We start from the raw sequence: 22932 nt of genomic DNA, 5'->3' as shown, positions 1-22932 counted from the left end.
ACAGATGAAAGTAAGCTTGAAACCAAGATGGGGGCTGCCTGCAAAAAAAACAAGCGTAATGGCATCAGTTAAACGCAGTAAAAACAAAGGGGCCCCTTAAGGCCCCTTTATTTTGTACAGCTCGGCAGTGCAACGCTTACGCGTCTGGCGCAGCCTTGGCAGCCGGCTCACTGTTTTCGTAGATATACAGTGGCTTGGACTTGCCTTCTATAACGCTTTCGTCGATCACCACTTTACTCACCTCGGACTGCGAGGGGATTTCGTACATGGTGTCGAGCAGTACGCCTTCGAGGATCGAGCGCAAACCACGGGCGCCGGTCTTGCGCTCCAGTGCCCGCTTGGCCACCGATTTGAGCGCGTCAGCACGGAACTCGAGGTCCACACCTTCCATCTCGAACAGCTTGGCGTATTGCTTGGTCAGGGCGTTTTTCGGCTCGGTGAGGATCTGCATCAACGCAGCCTCATCCAGCTCGTCCAGCGTCGCCAGGACCGGCAGACGGCCAACGAATTCCGGGATCAGACCGAACTTGACCAAATCGTCAGGCTCGACTTCACGCAGGGATTCACCGACTTTCTTGCCTTCTTCCTTGCTGCGTACTTCTGCACTGAAGCCAATGCCGCCACGGGTGGAACGGTTTTGAATAACCTTTTCCAGGCCGGAGAACGCACCGCCACAGATGAACAGGATGTTGCGCGTATCAACCTGAAGGAATTCCTGCTGCGGGTGCTTGCGGCCGCCTTGTGGCGGTACGGAAGCAACCGTGCCTTCGATCAGTTTCAACAGCGCTTGCTGCACGCCTTCACCGGAAACGTCCCGGGTGATCGACGGGTTGTCGGATTTGCGCGAAATCTTGTCGATTTCATCGATGTAGACAATGCCCATCTGGGCCTTCTCCACGTCGTAGTCGCATTTCTGCAGCAGCTTCTGAATGATGTTCTCGACGTCTTCACCTACGTAACCGGCCTCGGTAAGAGTGGTTGCGTCGGCGATGGTGAAGGGAACGTTCAGCAGGCGAGCCAGGGTCTCTGCAAGCAGGGTTTTACCCGAGCCTGTAGGGCCGATCAGCAAGATGTTGCTTTTGCCGAGCTCGACGTCGTCACTTTTCTTGTCACGCTGGTTCAGACGCTTGTAGTGGTTGTACACCGCTACGGCCAGAACCTTCTTTGCACGCTCTTGACCAATCACATACTGATCAAGGATGCCGCTGATTTCTTTAGGCGAAGGCAATTTATGCGCGCTGCTTTCGGCCTGGGCTTCCTGCACCTCCTCACGGATGATGTCATTGCACAGGTCGACGCACTCGTCGCAGATAAAGACCGAGGGGCCGGCAATCAACTTGCGTACTTCATGCTGGCTTTTGCCACAGAAGGAGCAATAGAGCAGCTTGCCGTTGTCCTCGCCGTTGCGGGTGTCAGTCATTCGTTCGATCCAAATCCGATAGGCTTGCAACACAAGATGAAGGCTATTGAGGGCTTTTTCAAGTCCACTGGTGGTCGGACCTGCCGACCTGCCCTATTTTGAGCTGCTTATATTAAGCGGGGCGCTTTTCGATCACTGCGTCGATCAACCCGTATTCACGAGCCGCTTCGGCGCTCATGAAATTGTCACGGTTGGTGTCGCGCTCGATCTCTTCCAGGGTATGCCCGCTATGTTTGGCCATCAGCGTGTTGAGACGCTCACGAATGAAGAGGATTTCCTTGGCATGGATTTCGATGTCCGATGCCTGGCCCTGGAAACCGCCCAGTGGCTGGTGAATCATCACGCGTGAGTTCGGCAGGCAGTAACGCTTGCCCTCAGCACCAGCGGTCAGCAGGAACGCACCCATGCTGCACGCCTGACCGATACAGGTGGTCGATACGTTCGGCTTGATGAACTGCATGGTGTCGTAGATCGACATGCCCGCTGTCACCGAACCGCCCGGGGAGTTGATGTAGAGATGGATGTCCTTGTCCGGATTTTCCGCTTCAAGGAACAGCAGCTGCGCACAAATCAGGTTGGCCATGTAGTCCTCTACCGGACCAACCAGAAAGATCACTCGCTCCTTGAGCAGGCGCGAGTAGATGTCATAGGCGCGTTCGCCACGAGCAGATTGCTCGACAACCATCGGGACCAGGCCGCCAGCGGCCTGGATATCAGAGTTCTGCTGAATATACGAATTACGGAACATGCTCTGCAGTTACTCCCAAATAGTCATGTCTTGAATACGCATAAGCCAGCGCGAGGCTGGCTTATAGGTGTATTTTCAAACGAGTTGAGCGATCAGTCGGCTTGTGCTGCTTCAGCCGGCTTGACTGCTTCTTCGTAAGAGACCGCTTTATCGGTCACCTTAGCCTTCTGCAGAACAGTATCCACAACTTGCTCTTCCAGCACAACCGAACGCACTTCGTTCAGCTGCTGGTCGTTCTTGTAGTACCAGGACACAACAGCTTCAGGCTCCTGGTAGGCCGAAGCCATTTCCTGGATCATTTCGCGAACGCGGGTTTCGTCAGGCTTGAGGTCGAATTGCTTGACCACTTCAGCCACGATCAGACCCAGTACAACGCGGCGCTTGGCCTGTTCTTCGAACAGTTCGGCCGGCAGTTGGTCAGGCTTGATGTTGCCGCCGAACTGCTGAACAGCCTGCACGCGCAGACGATCAACTTCGTTGGACAGCAGGGCCTTCGGCACTTCGATCGGGTTGGCCGCCAGCAGACCGTCCATCACCTGGTTCTTGACCTTGGATTTGATCGCCTGGCGCAGTTCACGCTCCATGTTCTTGCGAACTTCGGTGCGGAAACCTTCGATGCCGGTTTCCTTGATGCCGAACTGGTTGAAGAACTCTTCGTTCAGTTCTGGCAGCTTGGGCTCGGAAACGGTGTTGACGGTCACGGTGAACTCGGCGGTTTTGCCAGCCAGGTCCAGGTTCTGATAGTCAGCCGGGAAAGTCAGGTTCAGAACGCGCTCTTCGCCGGCTTTGGCGCCAACCAGGCCGTCTTCGAAACCAGGAATCATGCGGTTGGAACCCAGCACCAGCTGAGTACCCTTGGCGGAGCCGCCAGCGAATGCTTCGCCGTCAACCTTGCCTACGAAATCGATGTTCAGCTGGTCTTCGTTCTGGGCAGCACGATCGGCCACTTCAAAACGGGTGTTCTGCTTGCGCAGGATTTCCAGCATGTTGTCCAGGTCGGAGTCAGCAACATCAGCGCTCAGGCGCTCGATGGCGATCGAATCGAAACCGGCAACTTCGAACTCAGGGAACACTTCGAAGATTGCAACGTATTCCAGATCCTTGCCTGCTTCCAGGGACTTGGGCTCGATGGAAGGCGAGCCAGCCGGGTTCAGCTTTTGCTCGACAACGGCTTCGTAGAAGGAAGCCTGGATCACGTCACCTACAGCTTCCTGACGTGCATCAGCACCGAAGCGGCGCTTGATTTCGCTCATTGGCACTTTGCCTGGACGGAAACCAGCGATCTTGGCCTTTTGGGCAGTCTGCTGCAGACGCTTGTTGACCTGGGTCTCGATGCGCTCGGCCGGCACGGTGATGCTCATGCGGCGCTCAAGAGCAGAAGTATTTTCAACAGAAACTTGCATGGATATTCCTCGTTGCACAGACGTTAGCTGGCCGTTTCCGACCCCAGAATCAAGGGCATGCATTCTAGTGGGTCAAACTCAAGAAGTCACCCTACTGAAAACGGGTAAAAAAACAGCAGGCAATTTATAGGTGCGAATGCACGAGTGCAGCTCGCCCCGGTGGCAAATACATCCCATCATGCCAGGGCTCTGCGCCAACCCTTCTATATATAGAAGCGGTTGCCAATCATCTCCCTGACAACCGACCCTGCGGACAAGGCCGGCAGGCAGTGCGGCATCATCGCGAAACATAAATACGACGAAACGCCCTGCCCTGCAGCCCAACACCTGCGACTGCGTTGAAACTCAAACCGCTGAAACAAAAAAGGCGCCAGACTATTAATCTGGCGCCTTTCGAAATATGGGGTGGACGAAGGGGATCGAACCCTCGACAACGGGAGTCACAATCCCGTGCTCTACCAACTGAGCTACGCCCACCATATTGCGTGACCAAAAAGCCCGTCAAAAAGGCTATTTGTTGAGCTTCGCGCCGACCCGCAGGCCTTCACGAAACTTTATTTGGTGCGGATGAAGAGACTCGAACTCTTACACCTTGCGGCGCTGGAACCTAAATCCAGTGTGTCTACCAATTCCACCACATCCGCGCTTGAAGCTTTTAAAGCAAAGGCGCCAGACTATTAATCTGGCGCCTTTTTAAATATGGGGTGGACGAAGGGGATCGAACCCTCGACAACGGGAGTCACAATCCCGTGCTCTACCAACTGAGCTACGCCCACCATATTGCGCTACTTGTGCCAAAGCTGCCTAATGGCGCACCCGGCAGGACTCGAACCTGCGACCATCCGCTTAGAAGGCGGATGCTCTATCCAGCTGAGCTACGGGCGCCTTATTAATCTGTACTCTTGGAGGATTACAAACTAACCAGTGCTAGGCTGTGCCCGACAAGTGCGACGAATAGTATAGATGGACCCGAAACCCGTCAAATCCTTTTTATAAAAAATTCATTTTATTTAAGGGGTTAGGGGAATTTGCAGACCAAGCGCCTTTGCCCTCACGCCATGGCATGCGAGAATGCGCGCACTTTTCTTCCCCCTCTCGATGGTTAATCACGCGTAATGACTGCACAACTTATCGACGGCAAATCAATCGCCGCCAGCCTGCGCCAGCAGATCGCCAAACGAGTCGCCGAGCGCAGCCAACAAGGCCTGCGCACGCCGGGCCTCGCGGTGATCCTGGTCGGCAGCGATCCTGCCTCTCAGGTTTATGTCTCGCACAAGCGTAAAGACTGTGAAGAGGTCGGCTTTATTTCCAAAGCCTACGACTTGGCTGAAGACACCACCCAACAGGCCCTCACCGACCTGATCGACAGCCTCAACGACGATCCGGCCATCGACGGCATCCTGCTGCAACTGCCATTGCCCGAGCATCTGGACGCGTCGAAATTGCTCGAACGCATCCGCCCGGACAAGGACGTCGACGGTTTCCACCCTTATAACGTCGGCCGCCTGGCCCAGCGTATCCCGCTGCTGCGCCCGTGCACCCCGAAGGGCATCATGACCCTGCTGGAAAGCACCGGCGTCGATCTGTATGGCCTGGATGCCGTCGTCGTCGGCGCCTCGAACATCGTCGGTCGCCCGATGGCCATGGAACTGCTGCTGGCCGGCTGCACCGTGACCGTGACCCACCGCTTCACCAAGGACCTGGCCGGCCACGTTGGCCGCGCCGACCTGGTGGTCGTCGCCGCCGGCAAGCCGGGCCTGGTCAAGGGTGAGTGGATCAAGGAAGGCGCCATCGTCATCGACGTGGGCATCAACCGCCAGGACGATGGCAAGCTCGTGGGCGACGTGGTGTACGAAACCGCCCTGCCCCGTGCCGGCTGGATCACCCCGGTACCCGGTGGTGTCGGCCCGATGACCCGTGCCTGCCTGCTGGAAAACACCCTGTACGCCGCCGAAACCCTGCACGTCTAATAACCAGCCGTTCTGAAAGAGCCCTGCCTTATCGCAGGGCTTTTTATTGGCCGAAAAAAAGTAGTTTTTTCTTTGTTTTTAAGGGGTTTCATCTGTTTTCAGAAGAACATTCGACAGTTTCTGATCCATACTCCTAAAATGTAACGGCATTTATCAGAAAGTCCGTGCAGAACGGTATATCCCTACTTTTTTTAGCGAGTTCATCCGCGTGAAAATTCATCTTTCCATTGTCAGCCTATTTTTTGCATTGACAGGCACCTTCGCGAGCGCAAGCGAAACCACCACCGCTCCCCGCGACATGTCCACCCTGCACATCGCCTCCGGCAGTGCGATGGTGGTAGACCTGCAGACCAACAAAGTCATCTATGCCAGCAACCCGGATGTCATCGTGCCGATCGCCTCGGTGAGCAAACTGATGACCGGCCTGATCGTGCTGGAAGCCAAGCAGAACATGGATGAATACATCGACATCAACATCAAGGACACGCCAGAGATGAAAGGCGTGTTCTCCCGGGTCAAGATCGGCAGCGAGATGCCGCGCAAGGAGATGTTGCTGATTGCCCTGATGTCCTCGGAAAACCGCGCCGCCGCCAGCCTGGCCCACCACTACCCGGGCGGCTACCCGGCCTTCATCGCAGCGATGAACGCCAAGGCCAAGGCACTGGGCATGACCAGTACCCATTATGTGGAACCTACCGGCCTGTCGATCCATAACGTGTCCACCGCCCGCGACCTGAGCAAGCTGCTGGCCGCCGCACGCAAGTACCCGATGCTCAGCCAGTTGAGCACCACCAAGGAAAAGACCGTCTCGTTCCGCAAACCCAACTACACCCTGGGTTTCTCCAATACTGACCACCTGATCAACCGCGCCAACTGGGACATCAAGCTGACCAAGACCGGCTTTACCAACCAGGCCGGCCATTGCCTGGTACTGGTGACCAGCATGGGTAATCGCCCGGTGTCGCTGGTGATCCTCGATGCCTTCGGCAAATTCACCCACTTTGCCGATGCCGGGCGCATCCGCAGCTGGGTCGAAACCGGCAAGAGCGGCTCGGTGCCAGACGTCGCATTGCGCTACAAGGCTGACAAGAACCTGAAGAACCGCCCACGGGCGAATGTTCAGGTCACCGAGTCCCGCTGATCCGTAAATAGCGACATAAAAAACGGCGCCCTTGAGCGCCGTTTTTTTATTTGGCCTGACTGGCCAGTGCCTTGACTGCCTGGGCCGCCGCCTGTTCCTGGCCCGCCTGGGCTGTGGCGCTGGCAGCCTGCTGCCAGCGCTGGGCGTCGACCTTGACCGGCAACTGGGTGGGCCGCTGAATCAGTACCGCCCACTTGCCGCCGTCTTTCCACGCCGACTCAAACGCACTGAAATCCATCGGCATGCGTCGCGCCAAGCCTGAACGCAGCAGCACCATGCTCTTCTGCTTGTTGTAACCCACCACCACGACATACCGCGGACCGGCCCAGAAGGTCGAGCCCTGGGTGATACGCGCCATCACCGGGTACCCGGCCGCGACCTGTGCCAGCAGCGCCGGCAGCTGATCTTCCAGCGGGTACACCAACATCCCGTATTCACGGGCCAGCACCTGCATGTTGCGCTCAAGGTCCGCTTCAGCGCCCGGCAAATGCAGTGGCTTATCCAATAGCCCCGGTGTAATCACAATGCCTTGTTGAGACAGCATGCTGGCAAGAGCGGCTGGGCCACCGAGGTAAGTCTCACCGCGAAACGCCGGCACGCCCTTGAGCTCGACACTCTCCGGCAGCCCCGGGATGCTCGTGGGTTTTGGATGCGAGGAACAGGCCGCCAGCCCCATGAAACAGGCGGCGACCCACCAGGAGGTTTTAATGTTCGAGGGAAACCGCAACTTCTTCACTCACTTGATCAACGGTCGACGTGGGCCCTGATCATAGGACGCTCCGGGGCGCGGGTATAGCCTTGCAGCGCAGTAAAAGGCCGGCGATAGAGCAAACAAGTTGGACGCACACGACCATTGGTCAATAGCAGGCAACCTGCGGATAGCTAGACTGTCCATTGAGAAGACAGTGTGTGCCCGGCACCGGGCGAAAGGAGGCACTTATGAGCCTGACAACAACGATTCTGCTTTTGATCTGTGGCTGGCTGGCCGTCGCCGCCGCCATGCTGTGGGGCGTGATGCGCGTGACCCGCCGGCACCATCACCCACACGTAAAACCCGCAGCACCCGGCAAGCTGCACAAACCCGCCGGGCACCACGCCTGACGCCTTAGCCAGGCATGCAACTGAAGTCTTCGGTCTGCGCCAACTCCTTGCCGTGGCTATCCTTCAACTCGGCACGCACCGTCGTACCCAGGCTGGATTCCACCAGGGTGTAATGCTCGCCGGCCTTGAAGTTGCCGTAGGTCACATGCCCGCGACAATCCTGCTGGTTATCATCCCCCGCCTCTTCTTCAAACAAGGTGACGTCCAGGCGATGCGCGCCGGGTTTCACTTCGAAGTAGCGGCCATCATTAATGTTTTTACCGTCTACCCGCTCGGCCATCAGGTCGTTGGGTGCCTCCTCTTGCAAGCCGATCCAGGCTTCGCTCGGGTCCGCCTTCGGCATCGGGCCGGCACACGCCGACAACAACAGGACCGCACTCAAGGCCGGGATCAACAACAAGGGTTTAAGAGACATGGCAGAACTCCAAATGGATAAAGAGTGAACAGGCGAAACAGCTCCCGTTCGATCGGTATCCAGCTTGTTACTGTCACCATTGTTGAACAAATGAATACATATGAAAGGATCTTCAGCCGTTAACTAAATCTTCCTTCACCTGGCTGAAAGGTGCGTGTTAGGTGGGTCCGTCAAGACTGCGAGCGTTTGCAATCCAACTCCTTTGGAGGTTACGGCATGCTCGGGCTGGTAAAGACCGCACTGCTCAAGCCCTACACGTTTATCGTGCTGGCAATTTTCATCTGCATCATCGGGCCCATGGCGGCCTTGCGTACCCCCACTGACGTATTTCCCGATATTGGCATCCCCGTCGTTGCGGTGGTTTGGCAGTACAACGGCCTGTCTCCGGACGCCATGGCCGGTCGCGTGATCTACACCTACGAACGCTCCCTGAGTACCACCGTCAACGACATCGAGCACATTGAATCGCAGTCGTTACCCGGCATGGGCATCGTGAAGATTTTCTTCCAGCCCGGCGTGGATATCCGCACCGCCAACGCCCAGGTAACAGCGGTGTCACAAACCGTGCTCAAGCAGATGCCACCGGGCATTACGCCGCCGCTGATCCTCAACTACAGCGCCTCTACGGTGCCGATTCTGCAGATGGCGTTCTCAAGCCCCAGCTTGTCGGAAGCGAAGATCCGCGACCTGGTGCAGAACAACATCCGCTTGCCCCTGAGCGCCCTGCCCGGCCTGGCCATGCCCACGCCAATGGGCGGCAAGCAACGCCAGATCACCCTCGACCTTGACCCCCAGGCGCTGGCCGCCAAAGGCCTCTCGGCACAGGACGTGGGCAACGCCCTGGCCCTGCAAAACCAGATCATCCCGGTGGGTACCGCCAAACTCGGCCCCAACGAATACACGATCTTGCTCAACAACAGCCCCAAGGCGATTGATGAGCTCAACGACTTGCCGATCAAGACAGTCGACGGTGCGATCATCACCATCGGCCAGGTGGCCCACGTGCGTGACGGCTCGCCGCCGCAGACCAACATCGTGCGCGTCGACGGCCACCGTGCGGTGCTGATGCCGGCCCTGAAAAACGGCAGCATCTCCACCCTGTCGATCATCGACGGCATCCGCCAGATGCTGCCGCGCATCAATGAAACCCTGCCGCCGTCGCTGAAGACCTCACTGCTCGGCGACGCCTCGGTGTTCGTCAAACAGTCGGTGGGCAGCGTGGCCCAGGAAGGCATCATCGCCGCCTTGCTGACCAGTGCGATGATCCTGCTGTTCCTCGGCAGCTGGCGCTCGACCATCATCATCGCCGCGTCGATTCCCCTCGCGGTGCTGTCGGCCATCGCCCTGCTGGCGGCCACCGGGCAAACCCTCAACGTCATGACCCTCGGCGGGCTGGCGTTGGCGGTGGGGATCCTGGTGGACGACGCCACAGTGACCATCGAGAACATCAACTGGCACCTGGAACAAGGCAAGGCGGTGAAGGACGCGATCCTCGACGGCGCCAAGCAAATCGTCGGCCCGGCGTTCGTGTCCCTGCTGTGTATCTGCATCGTGTTTGTGCCGATGTTCATGCTGCAAGGCATCGCCGGCTACCTGTTCCGCCCGATGGCATTGGCGGTGATTTTCGCCATGGCCAGCTCGTTCATTCTGTCGCGGACCCTGGTGCCGACCCTGGCGATGTTCCTGCTCAAGCCGCACGTGCCGGAGCAAGGTGAAGGTCATCACCCGGAAGATGAATTCATCAACCATCACGAGGGCGACCAGCACAAACCGCAGCGCAACGCGGTGCTGCAATCGGTGCTGAATTTCCAGCAGGGTTTTGAGCGTCACTTCTCCAACGTGCGGGACGTTTATCACGGCCTGCTGACCCTGGCCCTCGGCGCCCGCAAGCGCTTCATCATCGGCTTCCTGGCGTGCATCCTCGCCTCGTTCCTGCTGCTGCCAAGCCTGGGCCAGGACTTCTTCCCGGCCACCGACGCCGGGGCCATGGCCCTGCACGTGCGCTTGCCGCTGGGCACACGCATCGAAGAGAGCGCGGCGGCCTTTGACCGGATCGAAGCGCGGATTCGCGAGATCGTTCCGGCCGACGAACTGGACACCATCGTCGACAACATCGGCATCCCGCTGAGCGGCATCGACATGGCCTACAGCAGCAGTGGCACCATCGGCCCACAGGACGGCGATATCCAGGTCACCCTGAAAAAGGACCATGCGCCCACCGCCGACTACGTGAAAAAACTGCGTGAAGCGTTGCCCGAAAGCTTCCCCGGCAGCCAGTTCGCATTCCTCCCGGCAGACATCAGCAGCCAGATCCTCAACTTCGGTTCGCCGGCCCCGCTGGACGTGAAAATCTCCGGGCGCAGCGATGAAGAAAACCGCGCCTACGCCATCGAACTGGAACGTCGCCTGAAACACATACCGGGCATTGCCGACCTGCGCATCCAGCAGTCCACCGGCTACCCGTCACTGCAAGTCAACGTGGACCGCATGCGTGCAAACGGCCTGGGCATCACCGAGCGTGACGTAACCAACAGCATGGTTGCGTCCCTGGCCGGCAGCTCGCAAACCGCACCAACGTTCTGGCTCAACCCGGCCAACGGCGTGTCGTATTCGATCGTGGCCGCAACCCCGCAGTACCGCCTCGACAGCTTGCCTTCCCTGGAAGCATTGCCGGTGACCGGTGCCGATGGGCAGTCGCAGATCCTCGGCGGCGTAGCGACCATTTCGCGGGTACAAAGCCCGGCGGTGGTGACCCACTACAACATCGAGCCGACCCTGGACTTGTACGCCAACGTGCAAGGCCGCGACCTCGGCGGCGTCGCCAGCGATGTGCAAAAAGTGCTGAACGACATGGCCCCGATGCGCCCCAAAGGCGCGACCATCAGCCTGCACGGGCAGATCGATGCGCTGCATGAAGCGTTCAACGGCTTGAGCTTCGGCCTGCTCGGTGCGGTGGTGCTGATCTATCTGCTGATCGTGGTCAACTTCCAGTCCTGGACCGACCCGTTCGTGATCATCACCGCACTGCCGGCAGCGCTGGCGGGGATCGTGTGGATGCTGTTCCTCAGCGGCACGTCATTGTCGGTGCCCGCACTCACGGGGGCCATCCTCTGTATGGGCGTGGCCACCGCCAACTCGATCCTGGTGGTGAGCTTCTGCCGAGAGCGCCTGGCCGAACATGGCGATGCACTCAAGGCCGCACTGGAAGCCGGCTACACCCGTTTCCGCCCGGTCTGCATGACCGCCCTGGCGATGATCATCGGCATGTTGCCGCTGGCCTTGTCCGAAGAACAAAACGCGCCGCTGGGACGTGCCGTGATCGGCGGCCTGATCCTCGCCACCACTGCCACTTTGCTGTTTGTACCCGTGGTCTTCAGCCTGGTCCACGGTCGTCACCCTACTCGCGCTGCTGCTGGAGAAACTTCACATGTCGTCTGATCACAAACCCTCGCGCAAGCGTCTGATGCTCATGGGTGTCGGCGGCCTGACACTGGCCGCCCTGTTGGTCGCCAACGGCCTGCACGCCCGTACGATGCATGAAAAATCCGTCACCGCCTGGACCGAAACCGCCGCCGTGCCGCAGGTGCTGGTGTTCCAGCCCAAACAGAACGCGGCCGGCGACACCCTGCGCCTGCCCGCGCATCTGGAAGCCTGGAGCAAGGCACCGATTCATGCGCGGGTCAGCGGTTACCTGAAAGACTGGAAAGTCGACATCGGCAGCCAGGTCAAGGCCGGGCAGATTCTCGCCGAGATCGACAGCCCCGACCTCGACCAGCAAGTGGCGCAAACCCACGCCCGCATGGTGCAGGAACAGGCCAACGCACGCCTGGCAGAAACCACTGCCACCCGCTGGAAAAACCTGCTGGACAGCCATTCGGTATCGCGCCAGGAGGCCGATGAAAAAACCTCGAATGCCCTGGCCGCCAAGGCCAACGCCCAGGCCGCCGAGGCTGACTATGCGCGGCTCTCGGCCCTGGAAGACTACAAGACCATCCGCGCGCCATTTGCCGGCGTGATCACCGCACGCAACACCGACATCGGCCAGTTGATCAAGGCTGACAGCGACAGCGATCCGGAACTGTTCGACATCGCCGACACCCACCAACTGCGCCTCTACGTGCCGGTGCCGCAGAACTACGCCGCGGTGATTCATCCCGGGCTGGCCGCCCAACTGACGGTACCCGAGCACCCCGGCGAACACTTCAGCGCGAAGCTGATGGGCGACTCCACCGCCATCGACCGCCGCTCCGGCACCCTGCTCGCACAGTTCGTGGCCGACAACCCGGACGGCAAGTTGCTGCCCGGCGACTACGCCGAAGCCACCCTGGCGATTCCGGCGGATACCCATGGCGTGAGCATCCCGGCCAGCGCCCTGATCTTCCGGGCCGAAGGCACCCAGGTCGCGGTACTGGACGCCAAGAACCACGTGCACCTGCAAGACATCCACATCGGCCTCGACCTCGGCGAGCGCCTGGTGATTGACCAGGGCCTGAAACCCGCCGATCGCGTAGTCGACAACCCACCCGACGCACTGCGCGAAGGCGACGCCGTGCAAATGGCCGATGCCGGAGGTGCCCATGCGCCCAAGGCTTAAACCCCTCGCGGCCCTGGTATTGGTGGCACTGCACGGTTGCTCGCTGGCGCCCACCTACAAGGCGCCGACCATCGACCTGCCGGCCAAGTACCGCGAACAGACCAGCGACGGCCCGTGGCACAGCGCGCAACCGTCCGACCAACTGGCGCCGAAGTGGTGGCAGCTGTATCAGGACCCGCGCCTGAACGACCTGCAGGAACAACTGCTCAAGGCCAACCCGGACCTGGCCGCAGCGTTGGCGCATTTCGATGCGTCACAGGCGTATGCCAGCCAACTGCATGCCGGGCTGTTCCCGCAAATCACCGCCAGCGCGCAACCGTTGCGCCAGCGGCAATCGGACAGTCGGCCACTGCGGGGCGATACCCAGCCTTCGGTGTACAACAGCAACACGGCGGGGTTTGCGCTGAGTTTTGACCTGGATCTGTGGGGCAAAATCCGCAACCAGGTGGCGGCTGGCGATGCACAGGCCCAAGCCTCCGGGGATGATTTGGCGGTGGCACGCCTGAGCCTGCAGCATCAGTTGGCGACGCTGTACGTGCAGCTCAACGGACTGGATGCCCAGAGCCGGATTCTCAGCAGTTCGCTGGATGATTTTGGCCAGGCGCTGAAACTGACCCGCAGCCGGTACGAGGGGCAGATCGCCTCGGAGCTCGACCTGACCCGGGCGCAGAATCAGCTGGCTGAAGCACAGGCGCAGCTTGACGATGTGCGCGGTCAACGCAATCTTACCGAGCATGCGATTGGTGAATTGGTGGGCGTATCCGCCAGTGAATTCCAGCTGCCGCCGAGCCAGCAATTGATCGCGCTGCCGGGGATTCCGCAACAACTGCCGAGCCACCTGCTGCAACGCCGGCCGGATATCGCGGCAGCCGAGCGACGGGTGTTTGCGGCCAACGCGAATATCGGCGTGGCCAAGGCGGCGTGGTACCCGGATTTCAGTTTGACCGGCTTGATTGGCGGGCAGACCCAAGGTGTGGGCAACTTGTTCTCCGCCGCCAATCGGTATTGGGCGCTGGGGCCGCTGGTGAATCTGCCGATCTTTGATGGCGGCCGGTTAAGCGCCAATGAGCGCCAGGCCAAGGCGGAGTTTGAAGAGGCTTCGGCGCACTATCGCAGCCAGGTGTTAAGAGCCGTGCGTGAGGTGGAAGACAACCTTGGGCAACTGCGCGACTTGCAGCAGGAGGCGATGGACGAACAAGCCGCCGCGAATGCCGCCGAGCACACACAGGCACTGGCGATGAACAGTTACCAGGCGGGGGCTGTGAGCTATCTGGATGTGGTGACGGCGCAGACGGCGGCGTTGCAGGCGCAGCGCACATTGCAGGCGGTGCAGACGCGGCAGTTGCAGGCGAGTGTGGGTTTGGTGACGGCGCTGGGCGGCGGCTGGAAGCCCGACGCCTGATACCTGTCTCAAGAACGACAGTGATCAACTGTGGGAGCGGGCTTGCTCGCGAAGGCGGTGGGTCAGCACCGGATATGCTGGCTGACACACCGCCTTCGCGAGCAAGCCCGCTCCCACATTTTATCGCAGTGACTGGACGTACTCAGGCAGCCAACTTACCGCTGGCGATTGCCACCGAAGCTGCCACCATCGCCCTCAGCAACACCGCACACCCCGCCGCCAAATCATCCGGCGCCGCGTTCTCGATTTCGTTATGGCTGATGCCACCTTCACACGGCACAAAGATCATTCCCGCCGGCCCCAGTTCCGCGACGAAGATCGCGTCGTGCCCTGCCCCGCTCACGATATCCATGTTGGACAACCCCAACCCATTGGCCGCATCACGCACGGCATCCACGCAGCCTTTGTCGAAGTACAGCGGCGGGAAGTCAGCGGTGGGTGTCATCTCGAATGTGAGGCCGTGCTTGGCGCAGGTCTCGTCGATCACCTTGCGCACCTGGGCAATCATCGAATCCAGCCGCGCCGGTTCCAGATGGCGGAAGTCCAGGGTCATGCGCACTTCGCCAGGAATGACGTTGCGTGAGCCCGGATACGCCTGCAGGCAACCGACGGTGCCGCAGGCGTGAGGCTGATGACCCAACGCCGCCGCGTTAACTGCAGCCACCACGGCCGCGGCACCGACCAGGGCATCCTTGCGCAGGTGCATCGGGGTCGGCCCCGCATGCGCCTCGACACCCCGCAGTTTCAGGTCGAACCATTTCTGGCCAAGGGCGCCCAGCACCACACCGATGATTTTCTTTTCATCCTCAAGAATCGGACCTTGCTCGATATGTGCTTCGAAATATGCGCCCACCTTGTGCCCGCTCACCGGGCGTGATCCGGCATACCCAATGGCATTCAGCGCATCGCCCACGGTCACGCCATCGGCATCCGTCTTGGCCAGCGTGTCGACCAGGGTGAATTTCTCGGCAAACACCCCGGAGCCCATCATGCAGGGAGGAAAGCGCGAGCCTTCTTCGTTGGTCCACACCACCACTTCCAGCGGCGCTTCGGTTTCCACCTTCAGGTCATTGAGGGTGCGCAACACCTCAACGCCTGCCAGCACACCAAAACAGCCATCAAACTTGCCGCCGGTGGGCTGGGTGTCGATATGGCTGCCGGTCATCACCGGCGGCAACTGGGGATTGCGCCCGGGCCGGCGGGCGAAGATATTACCGACGCCATCGATGGTCACGGTACAGCCCGCTTCCTCGCACCACTTCACAAACAGGTCGCGGGCCTGGCGATCGAGGTCGGTCAGGGCCAGGCGGCAGACGCCGCCCTTGGGGGTGGCGCCGAGCTTGGCGAGTTCCATCAGGGACAGCCACAGACGATCGCGGTTGATGTGCTGATGGGTGGATTGCAGAACGTCTATGGCAGCGTTCATGGGGATCTCCTCAGGCAGTAGTTCTTATGAATTTGACCAGACTCTCACTGGAGGACTGCGATCAAAAATGTGGGAGCGGGCTTGCTCGCGAAGGCGGTGATTCAGCTAACACATCTGGCGACTGGCACACCGTATTCGCGAGCAAGCCCGCTCCCACATTTGATTGCATTCCACATCGATTAAAGCGGTGTTTTCACGGCGACCACACGAGCCCCGCGTTTCATGCAGAGGGCGTAATACAACAGGCCACCGAGCGCCGAGCCGGTGAACCAGCCATAGCTGTAGAACCAGCTGAACGCATCGCTGCCCAGGGACAGCAACGTCAACACCACCGGCACGCCAAACGCCAGGAAGCCATGCCAGTTCCACGCCGGGTACACGTCATCGCGATACAAACCGGCGAGGTCCAGTTGCTGTTTCTTGATGATGAAATAGTCCACCACCATGATCCCGGCGATCGGCCCCAAGAGGCTTGAGTAACCCAGCAACCAGTTGGAATAGACGGTTTCCAGGCTCACGTCGGAGATGATCAGCCCGAGCTTTTTCAGCAGCTCATGGGCCATCAACGCCAGGCCCACCAGGCCGGTGAGCACCACCGCCGTGGTGCGGTTGATCAGCTTGGGGGCGATGTTCTGGAAGTCGTTGGTGGGCGAGACGATGTTCGCCGCGGTGTTGGTGGACAAGGTGGCGATGATGATCAGCGCCATGGCCACGGCTACCCACACCGGGCTCTGGATATGGCCGATCAGGGTCACCGGATCGGAGACGCTGACGCCCACCAGTTTCACCGAGGCGGCGGTCATGATTACGCCGAGGGCGGCGAACAGGAACATGGTCAGCGGCAGGCCGAAAATCTGCCCGAGGATCTGGTCTTTCTGGCTTTTGGCGTAGCGGCTGAAGTCGGGAATGTTCAACGACAAGGTGGCCCAGAAACCCACCATCGCCGTCAGGCCCGCCATGAAGTAGCCGGTGAGGCTGGCGCCTTCGGGACGTTTGGGCGGGATGGCCATCAGCTCGGTCAGCGACACATTCGGCAGCGCCCACACCAGCAGCCCGATACCCACCGCCACCAGCAGCGGTGCCGACAGGGTTTCCAGCCATTTGATCGACTCGGCGCCACGCAATACCACCCACAGGTTCAGGGTCCAGAAGATCATGAAGCCGATCACTTCACCGGTGCCACCAAGGGACTTCCAACCCTCGAAAACCGAGCCCAGGAACAGGTGAATCGCCAAGCCGCCAAACATCGTCTGGATGCCGAACCAGCCGCACGCCACCAGGGCGCGAATCAGGCACGGCACGTTGGAGCCAAGCACACCGAAGGACGAGCGCAGCAACACCGGGAACGGGATGCCGTACTTGGTGCCGGGGAAGGCGTTGAGGGTCAGTGGGATCAACACCACGATATTGGCCAGCAGGATCGCCATCAGCGCCTCGCCCACCGACAACCCGAAGTACGCGGTGAGCACGCCGCCCAGGGTGTAGGTCGGCACACACACCGACATGCCGATCCACAGCGCGGTGATATGCCACTTGTTCCAGGTGCGTTCGCGCACCTTGGTCGGTGCCATGTCGTGGTTGTAGCGGGGGCTGTCGAGGACGTCGGGGCCGGCGTCGAGTTCGTACAGGCCGTTGCGCTCAATGACTTGCGATCTGTTCTGTTGCATGGCCGCTCCACGGTTTTTTCGAATTATTTTTGCTCACCCCGTGACGTGCACGGGATGGCCGGAGTACCTCGTTGACAACATGACATCCGGGACCCGGCCAACCGCCATCGCACTCAATAACCGTGCCGTAAACCGTCAACCTGCCCGCACCGCTTGTATAACTTGCTGATGTTTATCAGCTTTATTGTCTCGACCGAAGAGCCCCTCGTTACTTTCAGCGTTACTCAGGCCAAATAACGCAGAAGTTGTCCGAACCCTCAGGACTCAATCTGGTGCAACACAATTATTTTTATTTACCGGCCCCGTCAAGAGGCATGTCTCAAGCGTCTGATTTGCAATAGGAAATGTTGCTCATATTGGGAACCTGTCAAGTGCGTCAAAATGGTGAGAGGCCGCTACATTTTGGTGATTTTGTTTTTTTATCGTTAAAATTCAATTACTTAATAAAGATATAAGCTTATAAAAAATATTCTTGCTCATTCGAAAAACTCGGGCTAGTTTCTATTCCTGTCACCGCTGACAGGAATTAATTTTCCAGCGGCGCGATGCATGACAACACTTAGAACTGGCACAAGCCGGTCAAGCCTGTGAGGAACTCGACATGTCGCTGTTGATCCGTGGCGCTACCGTTATTACCCATGATGAAAGTTACCGAGCCGATGTTTTATGCGCAGACGGTCTAATCCGCGCCATTGGCACTGATCTGGATATTCCCGCCGGCACCGAGATACTCGACGGCAGCGGTCAATACCTGATGCCCGGCGGCATCGACCCCCATACCCATATGCAGTTGCCCTTCATGGGCACCGTGGCCAGTGAAGATTTTTTCAGTGGCACGGCCGCCGGGTTGGCGGGCGGCACCACGTCGATCATCGACTTCGTGATTCCCAACCCGCAGCAATCCCTGCTGGAAGCCTTCCATCAGTGGCGCGGCTGGGCCGAGAAGTCGGCGTCCGACTACGGCTTTCACGTCGCCATTACCTGGTGGAGCGAGCAGGTCCGCGAGGAAATGGCCGAGCTGGTGAGCCAACACGGCATCAACAGCTTCAAGCATTTCATGGCGTACAAGAACGCAATCATGGCCGCCGACGACACCTTGGTGGCGAGCTTCGAACGCTGCCTGGAACTGGGTGCGGTACCGACGGTGCATGCCGAAAACGGCGAGCTGGTGTATCACCTGCAACGCAAGCTGATGGCCCAGGGCATTACCGGGCCTGAAGCGCATCCGTTGTCGCGGCCTTCGCAGGTGGAAGGTGAAGCCGCCAGCCGGGCGATCAGGATTGCCGAAACCATCGGCACGCCGCTGTACCTGGTGCACGTGTCCACCAAGGAAGCGCTGGATGAAATCACCTACGCCCGCAGCAAGGGCCAGCCGGTGTACGGCGAAGTATTGGCCGGGCATCTGCTGCTGGACGACAGCGTGTATCAACACCCCGACTGGCAGACCGCCGCCGGCTATGTGATGAGCCCGCCCTTCCGCCCGCGCGGGCATCAGGAGGCACTGTGGCATGGCTTGCAATCGGGCAACCTGCACACCACCGCCACCGACCATTGCTGCTTCTGCGCCGAGCAAAAAGCCGCCGGGCGGGATGACTTCAGCAAGATTCCCAATGGCACTGCCGGTATCGAAGACCGCATGGCGGTGTTGTGGGATGAGGGCGTGAACACTGGGCGCTTGTCGATGCAGGAATTCGTTGCGCTGACGTCTACCAACACCGCGAAGATCTTCAACCTGTATCCACGCAAAGGAGCGATCCGCGTGGGGGCCGATGCTGACCTGGTGCTGTGGGACCCGCAAGGCACACGGACCATTTCCGCGAAGACTCACCACCAGAAAGTCGACTTCAACATCTTCGAAGGCAAGACCGTGCGCGGCGTGCCGAGCCATACCATCAGCCAGGGCAAGCTGGTCTGGGCGGATGGGGATTTGCGCGCCGAACGGGGTGCGGGTCGGTATATCGAACGGCCGACGTATCCGCCGGTGTTTGAGCAGTTGAGCAAGCGGGCGGAGCGTTCCAGGCCGGTTGCTGTGAAACGCTGAGGCCGCCATTCGCGAGCAAGCCCGCTCCCACATTCGCCCCCATTCCAACAGGATAAATGCAGTCGAATGTGGGAGCGGGCTTGCTCGCGAAGAGGCCGGTACAGGCAACAAAAAAACCACTGCCCACCAGAGGCAGCACCTCAAAAACCGTGAGGCCAATACCGTGATCCAGACCCTGAACCATCTTCCCCACCCCCATGAAGATGCGGCGGCCCTCGCCGCGCATTTCACCGACCTGGCGCCGCCGCTCAATGCCCGGCAAGCCCAACTGGAAGCCTCGCGCTGCCTCTACTGCTACGACGCACCGTGCGTCAACGCGTGCCCCAGCGAGATCGATATCCCGTCGTTCATCCGCAATATCCACACGGAGAACGTCCAGGGCGCCGCACAGAAGATTCTCTCGGCGAATATCCTCGGCGGCAGTTGCGCCCGGGTCTGCCCGACGGAAATCCTCTGCCAGCAAGCCTGCGTGCGCAACAATGCCGAGGAATGCGCCCCGGTGCTGATCGGCCTGTTGCAGCGTTACGCGGTGGACAACGCGCACTTCAGCGAACACCCGTTCCAGCGCGCCGCGCCCACCGGCAAGCGCATCGCGGTGGTCGGCGCCGGGCCTGCGGGGTTGTCCTGCGCCCATCGCAGCGCCTTGCACGGCCATGACGTGGTGATTTTCGAAGCCCGGGAAAAAGCCGGCGGCCTGAATGAATACGGGATCGCCAAGTACAAGCTGGTGGATGACTTCGCGCAAAAGGAACTGGATTTCCTCCTGCAAATTGGCGGCATCGAGATCCGTCACGGCCAGCGCCTGGGCGACAACCTGACCTTGAGCGAACTGCACCAGCAGTTCGATGCAGTGTTCCTCGGCCTTGGCCTGGCTGCCAGCAAACAGCTCGGCCTGCCACACGAAGACGCCCCCGGCCTGCTCGCCGCCACCGACTACATCCGTGAACTGCGCCAGGCCGACGACCTCAGTCAACTGCCCCTGGCCGACCGTTGCATCGTGCTCGGCGCCGGCAACACGGCCATCGACATGGCGGTGCAAATGGCCCGCCTCGGTGCCCGTGACGTCAACCTGGTGTATCGCCGTGGCCTGGCTGAAATGGGCGCCACCGGCCATGAGCAGGACATCGCCAAGGCCAACCAGGTACGCCTGCTGACCTGGGCCCAGCCCGAAGAAGTGTTGCTCGACGACCAGGGCCATGTGCGCGGCATGCGTTTCGCCCGCACCCGCATGGTCGATGGCCGCCTGCAAGCCACCGGCGAGACCTTCGAACTGGCCGCCGACGCGATCTTCAAGGCCATCGGCCAAGGCTTCGACGACGAGGCGCTGCACGACCCGCTGGCCCACCAACTGCAACGCCAGGGCGATCGGATCTTCGTCAACGAACAGCTGCGCACCAGCATCCCCGGTGTGTACGCCGGCGGCGATTGCGTCAGCCTCGGCCAGGACCTCACCGTCCAGGCCGTGCAACACGGCAAGCTGGCCGCTGAAGCCATGCACGCCCAACTCATGCTGAATGTGGAGGCTGCGTAATGGCCGATCTCTCGATTGTATTCGCCGGTATCAAAGCCCCCAATCCGTTCTGGCTGGCCTCTGCACCGCCTACCGACAAGGCCTACAACGTGGTCCGCGCCTTTGAAGCAGGCTGGGGCGGCGTGGTCTGGAAAACCCTCGGCGAAGACCCGGCAGCGGTCAACGTCTCATCGCGCTACTCGGCGCACTTCGGCGCCAACCGTGAAGTGCTCGGCATCAACAATATAGAGCTGATTACCGACCGCTCCCTGGAGATCAACCTGCGGGAAATCACCCAGGTGAAAAAGGACTGGCCGGACCGCGCGCTGATCGTGTCATTGATGGTGCCGTGTGTTGAGGAGTCGTGGAAGCACATCCTGCCACTGGTGGAAGCCACCGGCTGTGACGGCATCGAGCTGAACTTCGGCTGCCCCCACGGCATGCCGGAACGCGGCATGGGCGCGGCGGTGGGCCAGGTGCCGGAGTATGTGGAACAAGTGACGCGCTGGTGCAAGACCTATTGCTCGCTGCCGGTGATCGTCAAGCTCACGCCGAACATCACCGACATACGCGTGGCGGCGCGGGCAGCGTATCGCGGGGGCGCGGATGCGGTGTCGCTGATCAACACCATCAACTCCATCACCAGTGTCGACCTGGAGCGCATGGTCGCCCTGCCGATGGTCGGCACCCAAAGCACTCACGGGGGTTACTGCGGCTCGGCGGTGAAACCCATCGCACTGAACATGGTGGCGGAGATTGCCCGGGACCCACAGACACAAGGCTTGCCGATCTGCGGGATTGGCGGGATTGGCAACTGGCGCGATGCAGCGGAATTCGTCGCGCTGGGCTGCGGCGCGGTGCAGGTGTGCACGGCGGCGATGCTGCATGGGTTTCGGATTGTCGAAGAAATGAAGGACGGGCTGTCGCGGTGGATGGACAGCCAGGGTTACAGCAGCCTGCAGGAATTTTCCGGGCGGGCGGTGGGCAATACGACGGATTGGAAGTACCTGGATATCAATTACCAGGTGATCGCCAAAATTGACCAGGCGGCATGTATTGGCTGTGGGCGTTGCCATATTGCCTGTGAAGATACGTCGCACCAGGCGATTGCCAGCTTGAAGCAGGCGGATGGGACACATAAATACGAGGTGATCGATGATGAGTGCGTGGGGTGCAACCTGTGCCAGATCACCTGCCCGGTGGCGGACTGTATCGAGATGGTGCCGGTGGATACCGGGAAGCCGTTTTTGAACTGGACGCAGGATCCGAGGAACCCCTACCGCGAGGCGGTGTAGCCTGAATGATCGTTCCCACGCTCCGCGTGGGAATGCATCCGTTGACGCTCCGCGTCACGACCTTAAGAACGGACGCAGAGCGTCCAGGGCGGCATTCCCACGCGGAGCGTGGGAACGATCTAGGGCTCCAACCCAATCCCCCGCAGGATCACACTCGTCACCGTCTGCACCGCCCGCTCAAACTGCATGTCCGACAACGGCTGATGGTCATTCAGGATCTTCACCTGATGATCAAAGTCGGCATAGTGCTGGGTCGACGCCCAGATCATATACAGCAGGCTCGACGGCTCCACCGGCAAAATCCGCTTGTCCTCCACCCACTGGCGAATCTTCGCTTCCTTCATCTTGGCCCAGTCATACAGGCTCACATCCAGCGCCTCCCCCAGGGTTGGCGCGCCGTGGATGATTTCATTCGCCCAGACTTTCGAACCATAAGGCCGGCTGCGGGAATGTTGCATCTTGGCGCGGATGTAGCTACTGAGCACCACCCGCGGGTCGTCGAACATCTCGAAGCACAAGGCGTCCTGCTTCCACACCTCCAGCAGGTCGAACAACACCGCGCTGTACAGCTCGCTCTTGGTACTGAAGTAGTAATGCAGGTTGGAGCGCGGCAGTTGCACTTCTTCAGCGATGTCGGCCATGGCGGTGCTGCCATAGCCCTTCTCGGCGAAGACCTTTTCAGCCGCCAGCAGAATCTTTTCGACGTTGACCCGACGAATACCGATCTTGTGATTGCCCATAAGGGCTCCCTGACAACAACATGGCTTCAAGACTACCATCCGCTCTAGATCGCGGCGAC

General features: G+C 60.0%; 17 protein-coding genes and 4 tRNA genes. 9 read left to right on the top strand and 12 right to left on the bottom strand.

All coding sequences use genetic code 11. The features are described from left to right. Nucleotides 1-136 precede the first annotated feature (136 nt). From clpX to HX821_RS26125, 7 genes are all read right to left on the bottom strand, one after another. Nucleotides 137-1420: an ATP-dependent Clp protease ATP-binding subunit ClpX gene (clpX, locus tag HX821_RS26155; RefSeq protein ID WP_003207856.1), complete on the bottom strand. Its 1284-nt coding sequence runs from the start codon at nucleotides 1418-1420 to the stop codon at nucleotides 137-139. 112 nt (nucleotides 1421-1532) lie between these two features. Beyond that, a complete protein-coding gene (clpP, locus tag HX821_RS26150) occupies nucleotides 1533-2168 on the bottom strand; it encodes an ATP-dependent Clp endopeptidase proteolytic subunit ClpP (protein WP_003174822.1) in 636 nt (211 codons plus the stop codon). Between the two features lie 92 nt (nucleotides 2169-2260). Then, on the bottom strand, nucleotides 2261-3571 hold the full coding sequence (gene tig, locus HX821_RS26145; RefSeq protein WP_003207855.1) for a trigger factor: 1311 nt from the start codon (nucleotides 3569-3571) through the stop codon (nucleotides 2261-2263). A gap of 401 nt (nucleotides 3572-3972) precedes the next feature. Continuing rightward, a tRNA-His gene (locus tag HX821_RS26140) sits at nucleotides 3973-4048 on the bottom strand. 82 nt (nucleotides 4049-4130) lie between these two features. After that, nucleotides 4131-4215 (bottom strand) — tRNA-Leu (locus HX821_RS26135). Between the two features lie 56 nt (nucleotides 4216-4271). Beyond that, nucleotides 4272-4347, bottom strand: a tRNA-His gene (locus tag HX821_RS26130). A gap of 32 nt (nucleotides 4348-4379) precedes the next feature. After that, nucleotides 4380-4456: transfer RNA gene (locus HX821_RS26125), tRNA-Arg, on the bottom strand. A 230-nt stretch (nucleotides 4457-4686) separates the two neighbouring features. Here HX821_RS26125 and folD point away from each other — a divergent pair. Together folD and pbpG are read left to right on the top strand one after the other, a co-directional pair. After that, nucleotides 4687-5541, top strand: coding sequence for a bifunctional methylenetetrahydrofolate dehydrogenase/methenyltetrahydrofolate cyclohydrolase FolD (gene folD, locus HX821_RS26120; protein WP_003207853.1), 855 nt, complete (start codon nucleotides 4687-4689; stop codon nucleotides 5539-5541). Between the two features lie 208 nt (nucleotides 5542-5749). Further along, the gene (gene pbpG, locus HX821_RS26115; RefSeq protein ID WP_003207851.1) at nucleotides 5750-6682 is read left to right on the top strand and encodes a D-alanyl-D-alanine endopeptidase; all 933 of its coding nucleotides are present in this window, start codon (nucleotides 5750-5752) and stop codon (nucleotides 6680-6682) included. A gap of 46 nt (nucleotides 6683-6728) precedes the next feature. Here pbpG and HX821_RS26110 read toward each other — a convergent pair whose 3' ends face one another. Further along, nucleotides 6729-7358, bottom strand: coding sequence for a peptidase C39 family protein (locus tag HX821_RS26110; RefSeq protein ID WP_050550299.1), 630 nt, complete (start codon nucleotides 7356-7358; stop codon nucleotides 6729-6731). 263 nt (nucleotides 7359-7621) lie between these two features. Between HX821_RS26110 and HX821_RS26105 the strand changes: the two genes are divergently transcribed. Next, nucleotides 7622-7783 (top strand): hypothetical protein, encoded by a 162-nt coding sequence (locus tag HX821_RS26105; RefSeq protein WP_003207847.1) that lies wholly within the window; start codon nucleotides 7622-7624, stop codon nucleotides 7781-7783. Between the two features lie 4 nt (nucleotides 7784-7787). On the opposite strand, the gene HX821_RS26100 is transcribed toward HX821_RS26105, so the two are convergent. Next, nucleotides 7788-8198, bottom strand: a complete 411-nt coding sequence (locus HX821_RS26100) for a hypothetical protein (RefSeq protein ID WP_003207845.1) — start codon at nucleotides 8196-8198, stop codon at nucleotides 7788-7790. A 216-nt stretch (nucleotides 8199-8414) separates the two neighbouring features. Between HX821_RS26100 and HX821_RS26095 the strand changes: the two genes are divergently transcribed. The 3 genes from HX821_RS26095 to HX821_RS26085 are packed head-to-tail and all read left to right on the top strand — an operon-like array spanning nucleotide 8415 to nucleotide 14194. Then, the gene (locus HX821_RS26095; RefSeq protein WP_087693205.1) at nucleotides 8415-11636 is read left to right on the top strand and encodes an efflux RND transporter permease subunit; all 3222 of its coding nucleotides are present in this window, start codon (nucleotides 8415-8417) and stop codon (nucleotides 11634-11636) included. Then, nucleotides 11626-12792 carry an efflux RND transporter periplasmic adaptor subunit gene (locus HX821_RS26090; protein WP_010166819.1) on the top strand — a complete coding sequence of 389 codons (1167 nt, stop codon included), beginning with the start codon at nucleotides 11626-11628 and terminating at the stop codon, nucleotides 12790-12792. Before HX821_RS26095 ends, HX821_RS26090 begins: the two co-directional genes overlap by 11 nt. Beyond that, entirely contained in the window at nucleotides 12776-14194 is a 1419-nt protein-coding gene (locus HX821_RS26085) for an efflux transporter outer membrane subunit (RefSeq protein ID WP_177036797.1), read from the top strand. Before HX821_RS26090 ends, HX821_RS26085 begins: the two co-directional genes overlap by 17 nt. 142 nt (nucleotides 14195-14336) lie before the next feature. Here HX821_RS26085 and HX821_RS26080 read toward each other — a convergent pair whose 3' ends face one another. Both HX821_RS26080 and HX821_RS26075 read right to left on the bottom strand, forming a co-directional pair. After that, a complete protein-coding gene (locus HX821_RS26080) occupies nucleotides 14337-15620 on the bottom strand; it encodes a Zn-dependent hydrolase (RefSeq protein ID WP_177036795.1) in 1284 nt (427 codons plus the stop codon). Nucleotides 15621-15799: 179 nt separating this feature from the next. Further along, on the bottom strand, nucleotides 15800-17287 hold the full coding sequence (locus HX821_RS26075; protein WP_102369544.1) for an NCS1 family nucleobase:cation symporter-1: 1488 nt from the start codon (nucleotides 17285-17287) through the stop codon (nucleotides 15800-15802). A gap of 601 nt (nucleotides 17288-17888) precedes the next feature. Between HX821_RS26075 and hydA the strand changes: the two genes are divergently transcribed. The 3 genes from hydA to preA all read left to right on the top strand — a co-directional run bounded on the left by hydA (nucleotide 17889) and on the right by preA (nucleotide 22133). Continuing rightward, entirely contained in the window at nucleotides 17889-19328 is a 1440-nt protein-coding gene (gene hydA / locus HX821_RS26070; RefSeq protein WP_177036793.1) for a dihydropyrimidinase, read from the top strand. A gap of 163 nt (nucleotides 19329-19491) precedes the next feature. Next, the gene (locus HX821_RS26065) at nucleotides 19492-20859 is read left to right on the top strand and encodes an NAD(P)-dependent oxidoreductase (RefSeq protein WP_003207831.1); all 1368 of its coding nucleotides are present in this window, start codon (nucleotides 19492-19494) and stop codon (nucleotides 20857-20859) included. After that, entirely contained in the window at nucleotides 20859-22133 is a 1275-nt protein-coding gene (gene preA, locus HX821_RS26060) for an NAD-dependent dihydropyrimidine dehydrogenase subunit PreA (protein WP_003207829.1), read from the top strand. The genes HX821_RS26065 and preA overlap by 1 nt, the downstream gene beginning before the upstream one ends. Before the next feature lie 119 nt (nucleotides 22134-22252). Here the strand turns inward: preA and HX821_RS26055 are convergent, their stop codons facing one another. Beyond that, entirely contained in the window at nucleotides 22253-22873 is a 621-nt protein-coding gene (locus tag HX821_RS26055) for a TetR/AcrR family transcriptional regulator (RefSeq protein ID WP_003207828.1), read from the bottom strand. Nucleotides 22874-22932: the final 59 nt, after the last annotated feature.

The sequence above is a fragment of the Pseudomonas sp. B6001 genome (assembly GCF_013386015.1).
Classification (GTDB): Bacteria; Pseudomonadota; Gammaproteobacteria; order Pseudomonadales; family Pseudomonadaceae; genus Aquipseudomonas.
The sequence above is the reverse complement of the archived record's forward strand: the minus strand, read 5'-3'. Positions and strand labels throughout refer to the sequence as shown.